The organism is Saccharopolyspora sp. NPDC050642 (assembly GCF_040654735.1).
Classification (GTDB): Bacteria; Actinomycetota; Actinomycetes; order Mycobacteriales; family Pseudonocardiaceae; genus Saccharopolyspora; species Saccharopolyspora elongata.
Map to the genome: position 1 here is coordinate 169,514 of NZ_JBFAIN010000006.1, position 19,857 is coordinate 189,370.

Genomic DNA, 19,857 nt, shown 5'->3' on the forward strand with positions numbered 1-19,857 from the left:
CCCGAAGGAGGAGGACATCGCGATGGCGAACGAGGAGAAGCTCCGCAGCTACCTCAAGCGCGTCACCGCCGAGCTGCGGCAGGCGCGGCAACGGTTGAGCGCGCTCCCCGAGCCGATCGCCATCGTCGGGATGGGGTGCCGGTTCCCGGGCGGTGTCGCCTCGCCTGCGCAGTTGTGGGAGCTCGTGGCGGCCGGCCGGGACGCGATCTCCGGCTTCCCCGCCGACCGGGGCTGGAACCTCGACGCGCTGTACCACCCGGACCCGGAGCACCGCGGGACGAGCTACGTCCGGGAGGGCGGATTCCTGCACGACGCAGCGGAATTCGACGCCGCGTTCTTCGGCATCAGCCCGCGCGAAGCCCCGGCCATCGATCCGCAGCAGCGGTTGCTGCTGGAAACCTCCTGGGAGGCGCTCGAACACGCGGGCATCGATCCCCTGTCGCTGGACGGCAGCCCGACCGGCGTGTTCACCGGCGTCATGTACCAGGACTACGGATCGCGGCTTGCGCCGCTCATCCCGGCCGAGTTCGAGGGGTACGTGGGCCACGGCAGCGCGGGCAGCGTGGCGTCCGGCCGCGTGTCCTACACGCTCGGGCTGGAAGGCCCGGCGGTCACGGTGGATACCGCGTGCTCGTCGTCGCTGGTGGCGATCCACCTCGCCTGCCAGTCGCTGCGGGCCGGGGAGTCGACGCTCGCGTTGGCCGGTGGGGCCACCCTCATGGCCACGCCCACCATGTTCGTGGAGTTCAGCAGGCAGCGCGCCCTGTCCCCGGATGGCCGGTGCAAGCCGTTCGCCGCGGCGGCGGACGGCACCAGCTGGGCCGAAGGCGTCGGAGTCGTGGTGCTGGAACGGCTCTCCGACGCCGAGCGCAACGGCCATCCCGTGCTGGCGGTGATCCGGGGCAGCGCGGTCAACCAGGACGGCGCGAGCAACGGGTTGACCGCGCCCAACGGGTCTTCGCAGCAGCGGGTGATCTTGAAGGCGCTGGCGGCCGCGGGTTTGAGGCCTGCCGATGTCGATGCCGTCGAAGCCCACGGCACCGGCACTTCGCTGGGGGATCCGATCGAGGCCCAAGCGCTGCTGGCGACTTACGGGAAGCACCGCACCGCCGAACGCCCGTTGTGGTTGGGGTCGCTGAAGTCCAACGTCGGCCACACCCAGGCCGCGGCCGGGGTCGGCGGCGTCATCAAGATGGTCCAGGCCCTCCGGCACGGCGAGCTGCCCGCATCGCTGCACGCCGAGGCGCTGTCGCCGCACGTCGACTGGAGCAGCGGTGCGCTCGCGCTGCTCACCGAATCCCGGCCGTGGCCGGATGTCGACCGGCCGCGCCGGGCCGCCGTGTCGTCCTTCGGCGTCTCCGGCACCAACTCGCACCTCGTCCTCGAACAGCCGACCCATGGCATCGAGTCCACACAGGACAATTTGCATGCGGAGATCGTGGTTGTGGATCGCGCTTCGGGAGCTGGGGACGAGCCGGTGCCGTGGGTGATCTCCGGGAAGACTCCGGAGGCGCTTGAGGCATTCGCGGGGCGGCTGCACGAGCATCTGTCCGCGAACGAGGACTGGACTCCCGTGGACGTCGGGGCGGCTCTGAGCAAGCGCAGCGGCTTCGCGCACCGCGCCGTGCTCCTCGGCAAGGATCGGCACGACCTGCTGCAACACCTGCGCGATCTCGCCGGCGGCACCGAGGCATCGGGCATCATCCGGCGCACGCAGCCTCCGGCCCAGGACACCGACCGGATGGTCATGGTCTTCCCCGGGCAGGGCGGCCAATGGCCCGGCATGGGCCGCCAACTGCTCGACACCAACCCCGTTTTCGCCGCAGCCATGGCCGAATGCGATCAAGCGCTATCGGCGCACCAGGACTGGTCGGTCACCGATCTGCTGCGCAAGGGATCCCCGCTGGACCGCGTCGACATCGTCCAACCGGCGCTGTTCGCCGTCATGGTCTCCCTGACCCGGGCCTGGCAGGCACTCGGAGTTCAACCAGCCGCCGTCGTCGGCCACTCCCAAGGAGAAATCGCCGCCGCGCACATCGCGGGCGCGCTCGATCTCGACCAAGCCGCACGCGTCGTCGCCCTGCGATCCCAGCTGATCCGCACCCATCTGGCCGGGCACGGTGGCATGCTGTCGGTGCCGCTCTCCGTCGATGATCTCCGCTCCCATCTCGACCCGGAACGCGTTTCGATCGCCGCGATCAACAGCCCCACCGCCACCGTGCTCTCCGGCGACACCGACGCCATCCGCGCACTTCACAACACTCTGACCGACCAAGGAGTGCGCTCGCGGATCTTGCCCGTGGACTACGCCTCCCACAGCCACCACGTCCAGGACCTCCGGCAATCGCTGCTGGAACAGCTGGCCGGGCTCAATCCGCAGACCGCCGAGATCCCGTTCCACTCCACCGTCACCGGCGAGGCACTCGACACCACCGGACTCGACGCCGGCTACTGGTACACCAACCTCGCCACCACCGTGAACTTCCACGACACCATCGCCCGGCTCCGCACCACCGGACATCGGGTCTACCTGGAACCCAGCCCGCACCCCACGCTCACCCACCACATCACCGCCTTGCCGGACGTGGTCACCGCCAGCACGCTGCACCGCGACCACCCCGGCACCGACACGCTCCTCACCAACGCCGCACACCTGTGGGTCCACGGCGCGCCGATCACCTGGCAGGCCGCCCTGCCCGCCCGCGAGCACGTCGAACTCCCGACGTATCCCTTCCAGCGCGAGCGCTACTGGCTCGACGGGCCGCAGCACGACCGCCTGAACGAGGTCCGGCATCGCGTCGCTTGGCATCCCGTTCGCACGCCGCCCCGGCGACCCGGCGGGACCTGGTTGGTCGTTTCGCCGCCCGATGGCGCGCACCGATGGCGGGAGGTCGTGTCCGATGCGTTGACCGCTGGCGGCGCGACCGTGCGGCACCTGACGATCGATGAAGCCGCCGTTCCGGAAGTGCTTGCCGCACAAGGCCCTTTCGAAGGTGTCGTGTCCCTGCTCGCCCTGACCGAGCGACCGGAGCCTGCACGCCACGTGGTCGCCGCCGATGCTCTGGTGCAGGCCGGTTTCCGCGCGCCGTTGTGGTTCCTGACGAGCGGGGCTGCCTCGACGGGCCCGTCCGAACCTGCGGCCGATCTCGACCGGGCGCTCCTGCTCGGGCTGACGAGGGAGGCCGTCGGAGAGCGCCCGGGCATCGGCCTGTTGGACCTCCCCGCAGATCCGGACGAGCCCTCGCCCGCCGATCTGGCCGGCTGCCTGTCGCAGCTCGGCGGCGAGTTCGCCCTTCGCGAGGGCGGGCTCCTAGCCCGACGGCTGGTCCACGCGCCGGTCGACAGCGCCCGGCCCGTTCACGACTGGTGCCCGCGCGATACCGCGCTCGTCACCGCCTGCACGTCCGAGAGCGGTCTGCACCTCGCGGAATGGCTGGCCAGGCGCGGAGCGGAGCACCTGGTGCTGCTCGTCGACCCCGGCCAGCCCGACCCGATCGAGCTCGAAGCCGCGCTGACCGAACGGGGCGCCAAGGTGACCATCGCCCGCTGCGCACCGACCGATCGCGCCGGGCTGGACGACGTGCTGTCCTCGATCCCGCAGCAATATCCACTGCGGACAGTCCTGCACATCGCGGCTTCGCCGCTCGCCGAACCACGCGGTGCGCTGAACCTGGACGAGCTGACTCGCGGCCACGATCTCGATGCCTTCGTGCTCCTCTCGACCACCGGCAGCGCCGTCGGCGAGGTGTTGGACTCGGTGGCTCGGCGGCGACGGGAGCAAGGGCTAACGGCGGTCTCGATGTCCTGGAATCCCGGCGCGGCTCCCGTTTCGGGCGCTCTCAAGCAGGCGCTCGATCACGACGAGACCTCGATCGTGCTGTTCCGGCGCGAACCGTCCGCGGAGCCGGTCGGCGGTGCGGAAGGCCGGCCGAGCGACCTCGCCGCACGGCTCGCCGCCGCGCCCGGCGGCGAGAAGCGGAAGATCCTCCTGGAGGCCGTGCAATCCCTGGCCGCCGTCGTGCTTCGGCACTCGGAGCCGCAGCGGATCGCGCCCGGTCAGCCGTTCAAGGAACTCGGCTTCGACTCGATCACCGCGGTGGAGTTCCGCAACCGGCTCAATTCGATCACCGGCCTTCAGCTGCCGGTCACCGTCCTGTTCGACCATCCCACGGCGGAAGCGCTGGTCGAGCGGCTGCACGCCGACCTCGTCCCGGCACCCTCGATCTCGGCGGCGCTCGACGGCCTGGAATCCGCGCTGTCCGGGCAAGGCATGTCCGAAGTGGACAGGCGACGGCTGGCCGCGATCGCCGACTCCTGGCTGCCCGGTGCTCCGCAGCCGGACGGGGTCGCCGCGCGGCTCGAATCCGCGTCGAACGAGGACCTCGTCGAATTCATCAACCGCGAGCTCGGCATCAGCTGACCGGCAGAAAGAGGTTGCTGCGCATGACCACCGACGATCAGATGCGACACCTGCTCGCTCGGGTCACCGCTGAGCTGCACGACACGCGCAACCGGCTGCGTGCGGCGGAGGACGACGCGGCCGAGCCGATCGCGATCGTGGGCATGGCATGCCGCTTCCCCGGCAGCGTCACCTCTCCGGACGAGCTCTGGCAGCTGGTTCGCACCGGCACCGACGCGATCTCGGAGTTCCCCGCCGATCGCGGCTGGGACGTGGACGAGCTGTACGACGCGGATGCGGACGCCGCCGGGAAGTCGTACGTCCGGCACGGCGGATTCCTCCGGGACGCATCGGCCTTCGATGCCGCGTTCTTCGGGATCAGCCCGCGCGAGGCGACGGCGATGGACCCGCAGCAGCGGCTGCTGCTGGAGACCTCGTGGGAGGCCGTTGAGAACGCCGGCATCGCCCCCGGCGGTCTTCGCGGCAGCCGCACCGGGGTGTTCGCGGGAACGGTGCTGCCGGAGTACGGCCCTCCGCTGCGCGAGCCGCTGGAGGGTTTCGAGGGCTACTTCCTCACCGGCAAGGCGCTGAGCGTGGTGTCCGGCCGGGTCGCCTACTCGCTCGGGTTGGAGGGCCCGGCGGTCACCGTGGACACCGCCTGCTCGTCGTCGCTGGTGGCGATGCACCTCGCCTGCCAGTCACTGCGGTCCGGGGAGTCGACGCTCGCCCTGGCGGGCGGAGTCACCGTCATGGCGTCGCCGGGGATCTTCGTCGAGTTCAGCCGCCAACGGGGGCTTTCTCGCGACGGGCGCTGCAAGGCGTTCTCCGCCAACGCCGACGGCACCGGCTGGGCCGAAGGCGCTGGCGTCATCGTGCTGGAACGTCTCTCCGACGCGCAGCGAAACGGCCACCGCGTTCTGGCCGTGATCCGCGGTAGCGCGGTGAACCAGGACGGTGCGAGCAACGGTCTCACCGCACCGAATGGGCCGTCGCAAGTGCGCGTCATCCAGGAAGCGCTCACCAACGCCGGACTGACACCCGCCGACATCGACGCCGTCGAAGCCCACGGGACCGGGACCTCGCTCGGCGACCCGATCGAAGCGCAAGCGCTCCTGGCCACCTACGGCAAGCACCACAGCGCCGAACGCCCCTTGTGGCTGGGATCGCTGAAGTCCAACATCGGCCACACCCAAGCCGCCGCAGGCGTCGCAGGCGTCATCAAAGTAGTGCAGGCGCTCAACAACGAAGAGCTGCCCGCCACGCTCCACGCCGACGAACCCTCACCTCATATCGACTGGAGCAGCGGGAGTCTTGCGCTGCTCACCGAATCCCGGCCCTGGCCTGAAGGAGACCGCCCGCGCCGCGCCGCCGTCTCGTCCTTCGGCGTCTCCGGCACCAACGCGCACCTCATCCTCGAACAGGCACCCCGAGGTGCCGCCGCATCGGTCGGAGGAGAGGCTGACACCGGCGTTGGAGTGATGCCGTGGGTGATCTCAGCGAAAACGCCAGAGGCTCTTGAATCACAGGCCGAACGCTTGCACTCCCACCTCCGCAGCCGGGACGCGTGGACGCCTGCCGAGGTCTCCCGGTCGCTGGCCACGACCCGCACCCACTTCCCACATCGCGCCTCGATCATCGGCGCTGATCGGCAGGAATTGCTGTCAGGACTGGGAGCCATCGCCCGCGCCGAAACAAGTGATGCGGTGACGCTCGGCGCTGCGGTGGACAACCCGGGCATCGCCATGTTGTTGTCCGGGCAGGGCAGCCAGCGGCCTGGCATGGGACGCGGACTGTACGAGGCGTACCCGGTCTTCGCCCAAACCTGGGACGAAGCATGCGCGCACGTCGACCCGCTGCTGGAACTGGATCGGCCGCTCATCGACACCGTCTTTCACGGGCAGCCCGATGAGATTGAGCAGACCCTCGTCGCGCAGCCCGCGCTGTTCGTGCTGCAGGTGGCGTTGTTCCGGCTGCTCGAACACCACGGCATCAGGCCCGATTACCTCATCGGCCACTCCATCGGCGAACTCACCGCCGCCCACCTCGCAGGCGTACTCACCCTGGCAGACGCGGCCGTCTTGTTGGCTGCACGGGCCAAGCTGATGCAGAACCTCCCCGCGCACGGCGTCATGGCCGGTATCAACGCGAGCGAGCAAGAACTCACCGAAGCACACCCCGAACTCCTCGACCCGAACAGCGGAGTTTCCATCGCCGCGATCAACGGACCACAGTCCACAGTGGTCTCTGGTGACCCAGGCCCGGTGCAGGCCATCGCCGACCACTGGCGGAACCAGGGCCGCACCCTCCGGAAACTCCACACCAGCAGGGCGTTCCACTCTCCGCACTGCGAGCCGCTGCTCGGCGAACTCGAACGAACCGCCCGGGGGCTGACCTTCCACCCGCCGAAGATCCCGATCATCTCGACGGTCACCGGAAGCCCCACCGACGACATCACGACCCCGGCCTACTGGGCCCGCCAGGTGCGCCAGGCCGTCCGCTTCGCGCCCGCCCTCGCCTGGCTGCACCAGCACCGCGGCGTCACCCACCACCTCGAACTGGGGCCCGACGCCACCCTCACCACCCTCGCGCGCGCCACTCACGACACACCCAGCCACGCCACGCTGAACCCCGGCACCGACGACGCCACCAGCTACGTCACCGCACTCGCCCACGCGCACGCCACCGGACTCAGCCCCGATTGGGCCGCGCTCCTGCCACCGGCTCGGACGCTCGACCTGCCGACCTACGCGTTCCAGCACGAGAAGTACTGGCTCAACCCGCCGGCGGCGGGACGCCCGGAACAGCTCGGCATGGCCACCACCGGCCACCCCCTGCTCACCGCACGAATCACCACGCCCCACACCGGCGAAACCACCCTCACCGGACGCATCTCGCTCGACTCGCACCCCTGGCTCGCCGACCACGCCGTCCAAGGCAAGGTCCTGCTCCCCGGAACCGCGTTCCTCGACATGACGTTGCACGCCGCCGCACAACTCGGCTGCGCCGTCGATGAACTCACCCTCCACACGCCACTCGAACTCCCCGACCACGGGCACGTCGCGCTCCACATGGCGATCGCCGCCGAGGACGGCGGTCGGCGAACCGTCGCGCTCTACTCCCGCACTCCCGGGGCGGAAGAGGTCTGGACGCGCCACGCCACCGGCACGCTCGTCGCCGTTGCCGAGGACTCGTCCACTGTAGATCTCGCTGCTTGGCCACCGGCGGGTGCGATGCCGGTCGACGTCGGCGACCTCTACGACCGCCTCGCCGACCACGGTTTCGGTTACGGGCCGACCTTCCAAGGGCTCCACACCGCCTGGCGGGACGGCGACGACATCTACGCCGAGGTCGCGCTCCCCGACGATCACAGCACCGGCGGATGGGCGGTCCACCCCGCTCTCCTCGACTCCGCGCAGCACGCCGGGCTGATCGGGGGCGATTCGCAGGACCGCCGAACCCGCCTGGTCTTCTCGTGGTCGGGCGTGCGCATCCACGGGTCCGCGACGACCGGTCTCCGGGTCCGGCTCCGGCACTCCGGGACCGACGCGTTCCAGCTCGACCTGGCCGACCAGGACGGACTTCCGGTCGCCACCATCGAATCGCTCGCACTTCGGCGGGTGTCGAACGCGGTCCTGGAGGACAACGGCCTGCTGCGCCTGGACTGGGTGCCGCAGGCGTTCGACGACACCGACGCTCCGCAGACGCGCTGGGCGCTGATCGACTCGGGCGTGGCGGCGCTGAGCGATGCCGTGGCATCCGGCGAGCCGGCTCCGGACATCGCGGTGCTCGACCAGCGCGGCCTCGCCGCCGGCGACGACGTCGCGCGGCTCGTCGGCGAGGTATCGCAGCGGGTGGTGGCGGAGCTGCAGGCCTGGCTGGCGGCACCGCACCTCGCCGGAACGCGCCTGGTGCTGGTGACCCGCGGTGCGGTGGCCGTGCAGCCGGGCGAAGTCCCGGACCTGGTCACGGGGCCGCTGTGGGGCCTGCTGCGGGTGGCGCAGAACGAGCACCCCGACCGCTTCGCGCTCGTCGACACCGACTCCAGTGGCGATGACGAGGAGCTGCGGCGCACCGTCGATGCAGGTCTGCGGCACGGTGAGGCGCAGATCGCGGTGCGCGGCGATGCCGTGTTCGTGCCCCGGCTGGTCCGCGCCGACGCGCGGAACGAGCTGGCGGCCCCGGCCTCGATGTCGTGGCGATTGGACGTGTCCGAGCGGGGCAGCATCGACAACCTGTACCTCGCGGAGTTCCCGGAGGCGCAGGCACCGCTCACGGCCGGTCAGGTCCGGGTCTCGGTGCGGGCGGTCGGCGTGAACTTCCGCGACGTCCTCAACACCCTCGGCATGTACCCCGGGACTCCGCCGCTGGGCGTCGAGGGCGCCGGGGTGATCACCGAGATCGGCGGCGGCGTGCCGGGCCTGCGGGTCGGCGACCGGGTGTGGGGTGTCCTGCCCGGCGCGATGGGCCCTCTGGCGGTCACCGACCACCGGCTGCTGGCGCCGGTTCCCGACGGGTGGAGCTTCGCCCAGGCCGCCGCGACGCCTGCGGTGTTCTTGACCGCCTACTACGCCCTGCGCCACCTCACGACCGTCCAGCCTGGGCAAAGGGTCCTCGTGCACGCCGCCGCGGGTGGGGTCGGGATGGCCGCCGTCCAGCTCCTCCAGGACTGCGGCGCCGACATCTACGCCACCGCACACCCCACCAAGTGGGCCCTCCTGCGCGAACTCGGCATTCCCGCAGATCACATCGCCTCGTCGCGCACCCCGGAATTCGCCACGCAGTTCCCGCCGGTCGACGTCGTCCTGAACTCGCTCACCGGGGAACTCCTCGACGCCTCGCTCGACCTGCTCAACGAGGGCGGGCACTTCATCGAGCTCGGCAAGACCGACCTCCGCGATCCCGGCGACCATCCCGGGTTGCACTTCCACGCCTTCGACCTCTCCGAGATCGATCCCGCTCACCATCAGGGCATGCTGGCCGATCTCACCGGCCTCTTCGAGCGCGGACGGCTCACCGCGCTGCCGGTCACGGCGTGGGACATCCGGCAGGCCCCGGAGGCGTTCCGCTACCTCGCCAACGCGCGTCACACCGGCAAGCTAGTGCTCACCGTTCCCGCAGCGCCCGATCCGCACGGCACCATCCTGATCACCGGCGGCACCGGTGCGCTGGGCAGCGTTCTCACCCGGCACCTCGCCGCGCAACACCCCGACTGCCACCTCCTCCTGGCCAGCCGCCAAGGCCCGGCCGCACCCAACGCCAGCGCCCTGCGCGACGAGCTCGGCTCCCGGATCACCATCGCCACCTGCGACGTCACCGACCAGCACCAGCTCTCCGCACTGATCGGCGACATCCCCGCCGAACGACCGCTGACCGGCGTCGTCCACACCGCCGGCGTGCTCCGCGACGCGCCGCTGCACGCCCTCACCGCGGAGCAGCTGTCCACCGTCGCCGAATCCAAAGTGGACTCCGCCTGGCACCTCCACCTCGCCACGCAGCACCACGACCTGGCGTTCTTCGTCCTCTACTCGTCAGCGGCAGGAATCTTCGGCAACCCCGGCCAAGCCAACTACGCCGCCGCCAACACCTTCCTCGACGCACTCGCCCAACACCGGCACACCCACGGACTCCCCGCGCACTCCCTGGCCTGGGGCCCCTGGAACACCAGCGACGGCATGACCGAGCACCTCACGCATGCCGACCACCAGCGCATGGCGGGCATCGGCGCCCTGCCCTTCGATCCGGACGGCGGCGCGGCTGCTTTCGACGCGGCCTGCAGGCGGCCAGCGCCGTTCCTCGTCCCGCTGCGCCTCGACACGTCGCGGCTTCGGAACGCCCCGGCGATTCTCGGCGATCTCAAACCCCGGCAGGCCGCCAAACGGCGTCCGAACCGGACCTTGGAACAGCTCCTCGACGGCCTCGACGAGAACCAGCGCGAGCAGGCCCTCCTGCAGGTGGTCCGGCGCGAAGCCGCCGCCGTTCTCGGGCATTCCGGGGCCGAGTCGATTCCGGCCGGCCGCGTGTTCCTGGACCTCGGGTTCGATTCGCTCACCTCGGTCGAACTGCGCAACCGGCTCGCCGCGGCGACCGGCCTGCGGCTGCCCACCACGCTGGCCTTCGACCATCCCACGCCCGAAGCGCTCGCCGCCCACCTCCACCACCGGCTCCTCCCCCGAGCGCAGCAGGCCACCACTCCGGTACGCGCCTCGGCGTCCGACGAGCCCATCGCCATCGTCGGCATGGCGTGCCGCCTGCCCGGCGGTGTCCACTCGCCGGACGAGCTGTGGCAGCTCCTCGCCGGTAACGCGGACGCCATCACCGGCTTCCCCACCAACCGCGGCTGGAACCTCGCCACGCTCTTCAGCTCCGACCCCGACAACGCGGGCACCAGCTACGCCCGGCGCGGCGGATTCCTGCACGAGGCCGACGAGTTCGACGCCGCGTTCTTCGGCATCAGTCCCCGGGAAGCCGCGACGATCGACCCGCAGCAGCGGCTGCTGCTCGAAACGTCGTGGGAAGCGCTCGAACACGCGCGAATCAACCCGGCCTCGCTGCCGGGCAGCCGGACCGGGGTGTTCACCGGCGTGATCTACCAGGATTACGCGGGGCGGCTCGCCGGCCGGGTGCTCCCGGAGTTCGAGGGCTACCTCGGCAACGGGAGTGCGGGCAGCATCGCCTCGGGCCGGGTGTCGTACACCTTCGGTCTGGAAGGCCCAGCGGTCACCGTGGACACCGCGTGCTCGTCCTCGCTGGTGGCGATGCACCTGGCGTGCCAGTCGCTGCGCTCCGGCGAGTTGAGCCTGGCGCTGGCCGGAGGCGCCAGCGTCATGGCCACGCCGACCCCGTTCATCGAATTCAGCCGCCAGCGCGGGCTGGCGCAGGACGGCCGGTGCAAGGCGTTCTCCGCCGACGCCGACGGCACCGGCTGGGCCGAAGGCGCCGGGGTCGTGGTGCTGGAGCGGCTGTCCGACGCGCAGCGCAACGGTCATCGCATCCTTGCCGTGATCCGGGGAAGTGCCGTCAACCAGGACGGTGCGAGCAACGGGCTTACCGCACCCAACGGGCCTTCGCAGGAACGCGTCATCCTGGAAGCACTCAACAACGCCGGACTCACGCCCGCCGACGTCGACGCCGTCGAAGCACACGGCACCGGAACGTCACTGGGTGATCCCATCGAGGCCCAAGCACTACTGGCCACCTATGGCCGGCACCACACCGCCGAACGCCCCTTGTGGCTGGGATCGCTGAAATCCAACATCGGCCACACCCAAGCAGCCGCAGGCGTCGCAGGCGTCATCAAGATGATCCAGGCCCTCCAGCACAACCAGCTGCCCGCCACGCTCCACGCCGACGAACCCTCACATCACGTCGACTGGAGCAGCGGCGCCCTCGCGCTGCTCACCGAACCCCAGCCCTGGCCCGAGGCCGACCAGCCGCGCCGCGCCGCCATCTCCTCCTTCGGCGTCTCCGGCACCAACGCACACCTCATCCTCGAACAGGCACCATCAGACGAGTCCACACAGGACGATTCTGTCTCGGCGATCGTTCCGTGGATGTTCTCCGCGAAGACATCGGAAGCCCTGACAGCGCAAGCACAACGGCTGCACGACCAGCTCCGCGACCGGGACGACTGGACGCCCGCCGAGGTCGCCTGGTCGCTCGCCACCACCCGGGCCACCTTCGAACACCGCGCCGCCGTTCTCGCAGATGACCGCGAGGAGCTTCTGGCCGGACTGGAAACCCTTGCCCGCGCTGGGGAAAGCGCGTTCGTAGCAAGCGGCGTCGCAGCAGGAGATCTGGGCGTGGCGATGCTGTTGTCCGGGCAAGGCAGCCAGCGACCCGGCATGGGACGCGGCCTGCACGAGGCGTTCCCAGTGTTCGCCGAAGCCTGGGACGAGGCATGCGCACACCTCGACCCGCTGCTCGGCTTGGATCGGCCACTCACCGACATCGTGTTCCACGGCAACCCCGAAGACGTGGCGGACACACTGATCGCGCAACCCGCGCTGTTCGCACTTCAGGTGGCGCTTTTCCGGCTACTCGACCACCACGGGATTCGGCCCGATTACCTCATCGGCCACTCCATCGGCGAACTCACCGCCGCCCACCTCGCCGGAATCCTCACCCTCCCCGACGCGGCACGCCTGCTGGCCACCCGAGCCCGCCTGATGCAAAGCCTTGGACGCGGCGTCATGGCCAGCATCAACGCCAGCGAGCAGGAACTCGTCGAGACGCATCCCGAACTCCTCGATGCGCGAAGCGGCGTTTCGATCGCGGCGATCAACGGCCCGCGATCCACCGTCATCTCCGGCGACCCCGAACCAGTGCGCGCCATCGCCGAACGCTGGCGGAACCAGGGCCGCACCGCCAAGGAACTGCACACCAGCCGGGCCTTCCACTCCTCCCACTGCGAGCCCATCCTCGACGAGCTGGAACGCACCGCCGACCAGCTGACCTACCACCCGCCGAAGATCCCGATCATCTCCACCGTCACCGGGACCGTCACCGACGACATCACCACCCCGGCCTACTGGGCACGCCAAGTACGCCAGCCCGTCCGCTTCGCACCCGCCCTCGCCTGGCTCCACCAGAACCACACCATCACCCACCACCTGGAACTAGGGCCCGACGCCACCCTCACCACCCATGCCCTGACCAGTCACGACGAGACGCCGAGCCTCCCCACGCAGCAACCCGGCGTCGACGGTGCCGCCGGGTACCTCAGCGCCCTCGCCCACGCCCACACCACCGGCCTCTCACCGCACTGGCCCGCGGTCCTCACCCCGGCCCGGACCGTCGACCTACCCACTTACGCCTTCCAGCGCCAGTCCTTCTGGCTCGACCCGCCGGACGACCGCGGCACCGAGACCGGCTCCGACGCCGGTTTCTGGACCGCCGTGGAGGACAACGACCCCGGCGCGGTCGCGAAGGCCCTCGACATCGCCCCCGAGACCCCGCTGCACGACGTCGTGCCCGCCCTGTCGGCGTGGCGACGCCGTCGGCGCGACGCGGTCACGTTGAGCTCGTGGCGCTACGAAGTCCGGTGGCATCCGGCCCCCGCACCGGAGAATCCTCCTGAACTGCGCGGGATTTGGCTGATCATCAGCGCGCCCGACACTGACCGGGACGTGCTCGACGCCGTCGCGCAGGCCATGGACGGGGCCGAGGCGCACCCGATCCTGATCGACGATCAGCCCACCCGGAACGAGTTGGCCGACCTCCTCCGGGACGAGGCTCCGACTGGCATCGTCTCGCTGCTCGGCACGGTCGCCGCCACGATCACGCTCGCCCAGGCGCTCGGCGACGCAGGCGTCACGGCCCCGTTGTGGTGCCTGACGCGCGGCGCGGTCGGGGTCGACGAGCACGACGAGCCGCCCAACCCCGAGCTCGCGACGCTGTGGGGCCTGGGCCGGGTGATCGCGCTCGAACACCCGGACCGCTGGGGCGGGCTGGTCGACCTGCCGCTCCGCCCCGACCGCCGAGCCGCCGCGTCCCTCGCCGCGATCCTCGCCGACCGCGCGGAGGACCAGGTCGCCATCCGCCCGGCAGGCGCCCACGTCGCGCGGCTGGCCCGAGTGCCCGCAACGACCGATTCCCCCTGGCAGCCCGACGAAGCCGTCATGGTGACCGGGGCTTCGCCCGGCGTGGATCACCTGACCGAGCTGCTGGGCGAGCACGGCATCGCCACGGCCCCGGCCCCAGGGCGCACTGTGTTCCACATCGTTCCCGGCGAAACGGCCACCGGACTCCTGGCCACCACGGACGCGGCGGACGTCGAAGCCGCGATGCGGCGCTCGATCACCGAGCTCGCCCGACTCGACGAACTGCTCGTCAACGGGCAGATCGAGACGCTGGTCGTCCTTTCCGCCGTGACCGACGCCTGGGGCGCCGAGGGCTACGCGGCCGGGGCCGCGACCAGCGCCTGGATCGACGCGCTCGTGCGTCGGCGCAGGGCCGCCGGGCTGCGCGCGGCCTCGGTCGAGTGGGGCCCGTGGGACGACTCGGACGACGCCGAGGCCGCCCGGCGGCGGGGTCTGCTCGGGATGTCCCCGGAGCTGGCCATCGCCTCGTTGCGGCAGGCCATCGGCAACGACGACCACGTCGTCGCCGTCGCGGACGTCGACTGGAACCGGTTCGTCGCGTCGAACGCGTCCCGCTGCTTCGCCGGCCTCGCCGATGCCGGCCACGACGCGGCCGCAAGCTCCGACGAGCCGCACGCCGCGCTGCGCGAGCGGATCACCGGCCTTCCCGAGAGGGAACGACGCCGGGCCGTGGTGGAGCTGGTGCGCGGCGAGGTCGCCGCCGTGCTGGGGCATGCCGATCCGGCGGCGGTCCCGGCGAGCCGGCCGCTTCAGGAGCTCGGCTTCGAGTCGCTCACCGCCGTCCAGTTGCGCAACCGCCTCGCCAAGAGCACCGGGTTGCGGTTGTCGGCGACGCTGGCCTTCGACCACCCGACGCTCGCGGCCCTCGCCGACCACGTCCTCGGCCGGCTCACGCCCGAGGCACCGGCCGTCGCACCCGTTGCCGCGCAGGCGGCCGCTGGCGAGGCCATCGCGATCGTGGGCATGGCGTGCCGGTTGCCCGGCGGCGTGGATTCGCCGGAGGGGTTGTGGGACCTGGTCGGCTCCCGGACCGACGCGATCACGCCGTTCCCGGCGAACCGCGGCTGGGACCTCGCCGGGATCTTCGACCCCGACCCGGACGCCGTCGGCAGGACCTACGTCCGCAGCGGCGGATTCCTGCACGACGCGGCGGCGTTCGACCCGGAGTTCTTCAGCATCAGCCCACGAGAAGCGCTGGCGATGGACCCGCAGCAGCGGATGCTGCTGGAGACCTCCTGGGAGGCGTTGGAGCGCGCGGGAATCGACCCAGCGACGCTGCGGAGCACGCCGACCGGCGTCTTCACGGGAACGAACGGCCAGGACTACGCGGCGGTGCTGCGGCGCAAGCCGACGCCGGGCGAGCTGGAACCGTTCGTCGGCACCGGCACGACGGCCAGCGTCCTTTCGGGCCGCGTCGCGTACATCCTGGGGCTGGAAGGCCCGGCGGTGACGGTGGACACCGCGTGCTCGTCGTCGCTGGTGGCGATCCACCTGGCGTGCCAGTCGCTGCGCTCCGGCGAGTCGAGCCTGGCGCTCGCCGGAGGCGCCAGCATCATGGCCACGCCGGACGTGTTCATCGAGTTCAGCCGCCAGCGCGGGCTGGCGCAGGACGGGCGCTGCAAGGCGTTCTCGGCCTCGGCGGACGGCACCAGCTGGTCCGAGGGCGTCGGGGTGGTGGTGCTGGAACGGCTCTCCGACGCCGAGCGCAACGGTCATCGCGTGCTCGCGGTGGTTCGCGGCAGCGCGGTGAACCAGGACGGCGCCAGCAACGGCCTGACCGCACCCAACGGACCGTCGCAGGAACGCGTCATCCTGCAAGCGCTCGCCAACGCCGGACTCACCCCGGCCGATGTCGACGCGGTCGAAGCGCACGGCACCGGGACATCGCTGGGCGATCCCATCGAAGCCCAAGCACTGCTGGCCACCTACGGCCGGCACCACACCGCCGAGAAGCCCCTGCTGCTGGGGTCGCTGAAGTCCAACATCGGCCACGCCCAAGCAGCTGCAGGCGTCGCAGGCGTCATCAAGACGGTGCAGGCGCTCAACCACGAAGAACTGCCCGCAACGCTGCACGCCGACGAACCCTCACCGCACATCGACTGGAGCAGCGGCACACTCGCGCTGCTCACCGAACCCCAGCCCTGGCCGGAAACCGACCGGCCGCGCCGCGCCGCCGTCTCCGCCTTCGGCGTCTCCGGCACCAACGCACACCTCATCCTCGAACAGCCGTCCCAGGCCGTGGAGCGCACGGCGACTGCGGATCCTGGCGGCGCGCTCGTGCCGTGGGTCATCTCCGCGAAGACTCCGGAAGCTCTTGAAGCACAAGCAGAACAGCTGCACTCCCGGCTGATGGAGAACCCGGACTGGTCGCCCGCCGACGTGGCGTGGTCGCTGGCCACCGCGCGGACCGCCTTCGCGCACCGCGCCGCGGTCTTCGGCAGCGATCGCGAGGAACTGTTGACAGGGCTGAAGAACCTGGCTCATTCAGGAGAACACCCCGGCCTAGCAAGGGGTATCGCGGTAGACGAGCCTGCTGTGGTCATGTTGTTGTCCGGTCAGGGCAGCCAACGTCCCGGTATGGGACATGGCTTGCACGAGGCGTTCCCGGTGTTCGCGCAAGCCTGGGACGAAGCCTGCGCACACCTTGACCCCCTGCTGGGACTGGATCGGCCGCTCACCGACATCGTCTTCCACGGGCAGTCCGATGAGGTCGAGCAGACCCTCGTTGCGCAGCCCGCACTGTTCGTGCTGCAGGTCGCCTTGTTCCGACTGCTCGAACACCACGGCACCACCCCCGACTACCTCATCGGCCACTCCATCGGCGAACTCACCGCCGCCCACCTCGCAGGCGTACTCACGTTGCCCGACGCAGCACGTCTGCTGGCCACACGCGCCCGGCTGATGCAGAACCTCCCCGCACACGGCGTCATGGCCGGGATCAACGCGAGCGAGCAAGAACTCACCGAAGCACATCCCGAACTCCTCGATCCGCAAAGCGGCGTTTCCATTGCCGCCATCAACAGTCCACGGTCCACAGTGATCTCCGGCGACCCCGCACCAGTGCGGGCCATCACCGAGCACTGGCGGAATCAAGGCCGCACCGTCCGGAAACTCCACACCAGCAGGGCATTCCACTCACCCCACTGCGAGCCACTGATCGCCGAAATGGAACGGACCGCCCGCGACCTGACCTTCCGCCCGCCGAAGATCCCGATCATCTCCACCGTCACCGGGACCGTCACCGACGACATCACCACCCCCACCTACTGGGCACGCCAAGTGCGCCAAGCCGTCCGCTTCGCGCCCGCCCTCGCCTGGCTCCACCGACACCACACCATCACCCACCACCTCGAACTCGGACCCGACACGACCCTCACCACCCTCGCCCGAACCACTCACGACACACCCGGCCACTCCACCCTCGAACCCGGTACCGACGACACCACCGCGTACCTCACCGCCATCACCCACGCCCACGCCACCGGACTCAGCCCCGACTGGACCACGGTCCTCACCCCGGCCCGAACCCTCGATCTGCCCACCTATCCCTTCCAGCGGCGGGACTTCTGGGCGGTGCCGGAGCCGTCGAGCCGCGCCGAGGATCTGGGCTTCGAGAGCACCGGCCATCCGCTGCTCAGCGCGCGCATCGACGTGCCGCAGACCGGCCAGACCATCTTCACGGGCCAGATCACGCAAGACGCACCGCTGACGGGCACCGCAGTCCTCGACATGGCGCTACACGCAGCCAACCGGCTAGGGCACGTGCTCGACGAGTTGACCATCCACAATGGATATTCGCAGGACCGCATCGTGCTACAACTGGTCACCACGCCAGGCGACGACGACGACCTCGCGCTGACCCTCCACTCGCGCTGCGGTGACGGCGATTGGACCCTGCACGCATCCGGCCGCCTCCGCAGCGCCGCTCCCGCCGCAGCGGACATCGCTCCGGTCGATCTCCAGGACTTCTACGACGAGATCGCCGACGGCGAAGCCCACCAGGTCGGAACTGCGGGCTTGCGAGCCGCGTGGCGCTACGACGGCCCGACCGAGGTGCAGCTCGACGTCGTGGACGAGTCCGGCCTTCCGGTGGCGGCCGTGCGGCTCGATCTGAAGGCCCTCACCGCGGGCCCGGCCGACCCCGACCGCCTGTTCCAGCTCGTCTGGCGGCCCCTCCCCCAGCAGGCCGAGGCGGTGGACCTGGGCTGGATCGCGTCCGGGCGGGACTCGTTGCCCGACAACGACGTCGTCGTGATCGATCAGCGCGATCACCCGGATCCGGACGCCGGCATCCCGGCGCTCGTGGGCCGGCGGACCCAGCAGCTCCTCGACCTCGTGCAGGCCTGGCTGGGCCAGGAATCCGGGTCGCGGCTCGTGCTGCTCACCCGCAACGCCGTCACCGTCCACCCCGGCGAAGCACCGGACCTCGGCACCGCGTCGCTGTGGGGGCTGCTGCGCCCCGCGCAGACCGAGCATCCCGACCGGATCCTGCTGATGGACGTCGACGATCCGGATGCAGCACCCGAAACCATCGGCCGGGCCGTCGCAACCGCGCTGCACCACGGGGAACAGCAGGTCGCGCTCCGGGAAGGGGAGCTGTTCGCCCAGCGCCTGGCGCCCGCCGAGCCGACCGACGACGGCTCCGCTCGCGGACTCGACCCGGACGGCACCGTGCTCATCACCGGCGGCACCGGCGCGCTGGGCAGCCTCGTCGCCCGTCACCTCGCGGCGGCGCACCGGGGGCCGTTGCTGCTGGTCAGCCGACAGGGACCGGCCGCCTCCGGTGCCGAACAGCTCCTCGCCGACCTGGCCGCGCTCGGCGCCGAGGCGGAGATCGCCGCCTGCGACCTCACCGATCCGGCGGCCTTGACGGGGTTGCTCGAAGGCATTCCCGATGAGCACCCGCTGACCGGTGTCATCCACACCGCCGGCGTCCTGCGGGACGCCCCGGTGCACGCCCTCCGGCCCGACGACCTGGCGGCAGTGCTGGCCCCCAAGGTCACGGCGGCGTGGAACCTGCACGAGACCACGCAGCAGTACGAGCCGGACATGTTCGTCCTGTTCTCCTCCGCCGTGGCGATCTTCGGCAACCCCGGGCAGGCGAACTACGCCGCGGCGAACGCGTTCCTCGACGCCCTCGCCCAGCACCGGGGCGATCTCGGTTTGCCCGCGCACGCCCTGGCCTGGGGGCCGTGGCAGGTCTCCAGCGGCATGTCCACCGACCTGAGCGAGGTCAACCTGGCGAGGATGACGCAGGCCGGCATCGTTCCGCTGCAACCCGACGACGGCCTCCGGCTGTTCGACGAGGCCTGCCGGACTCCCAGCACGCACCTGCTCCCCCTGCACCTCGATGCGACGACCCTGCGCGCCTACGCCCGCGCGAACCCCGTGCCGCCGCTGCTGACCGAGTTCCTCCCGCAGCAGCGGGCACAACGCTCCGCTGCCGAGCCGCTGCACCGGCGGCTGGCCGGGATGTCGGAGTCGCAGCAGTTGGAGGCGCTGCTGGACCTGGTGCGGGATCAGGTGGCGGGCGTGCTCGGCCACACCGGGCGGGACGACGTTCCCGAGGAACGGCCCTTCCTGGACCTCGGCTTCGACTCGCTGACCGCCGTCGAACTCCGCAACCGGATCACCGCCGCCACGGACCTGCCGCTGGCCACGACCCTCGTCTTCGACCACCCGACGCCCGCCAAGGTCGCCGCCCTCCTGCACCGGAAGTTCTTCGGCGAGCCGACCGACATCCCGCCGCAGGGCGGCCGACCCGCCGCGGAGCCCGCGGCGGACATCGACGCCATGGACGTGGAAAGCCTGGTGCAGAAGGCATTCGAGAGTAGCGGGCGCTAGCCCCCGGGAACCAAG

2 protein-coding genes are annotated in these 19,857 nt (G+C 70.8%); both read left to right on the top strand.

Annotation, left to right across the window (positions count from 1 at the left end; all coding sequences use genetic code 11):
- Positions 1 to 22 precede the first annotated feature (22 nt).
- A complete protein-coding gene (locus AB0H93_RS12945; RefSeq protein ID WP_358571738.1) occupies positions 23 to 4,420 on the top strand; it encodes a beta-ketoacyl synthase N-terminal-like domain-containing protein in 4,398 nt (1,465 codons plus the stop codon).
- A 23-nt stretch (positions 4,421 to 4,443) separates the two neighbouring features.
- Positions 4,444 to 19,842, top strand: coding sequence for an SDR family NAD(P)-dependent oxidoreductase (locus AB0H93_RS12950; protein WP_358571740.1), 15,399 nt, complete (start codon positions 4,444 to 4,446; stop codon positions 19,840 to 19,842).
- Positions 19,843 to 19,857: the final 15 nt, after the last annotated feature.

Bases quoted from the DNA above. Each gene is read 5' to 3' on its own strand.
- AB0H93_RS12945 (WP_358571738.1), top strand. From the start codon at position 23: ATGGCGAACGAGGAGAAGCTCCGCAGCTACCTCAAGCGCGTCACCGCC.
- AB0H93_RS12950 (WP_358571740.1), top strand. From the start codon at position 4,444: ATGACCACCGACGATCAGATGCGACACCTGCTCGCTCGGGTCACCGCT.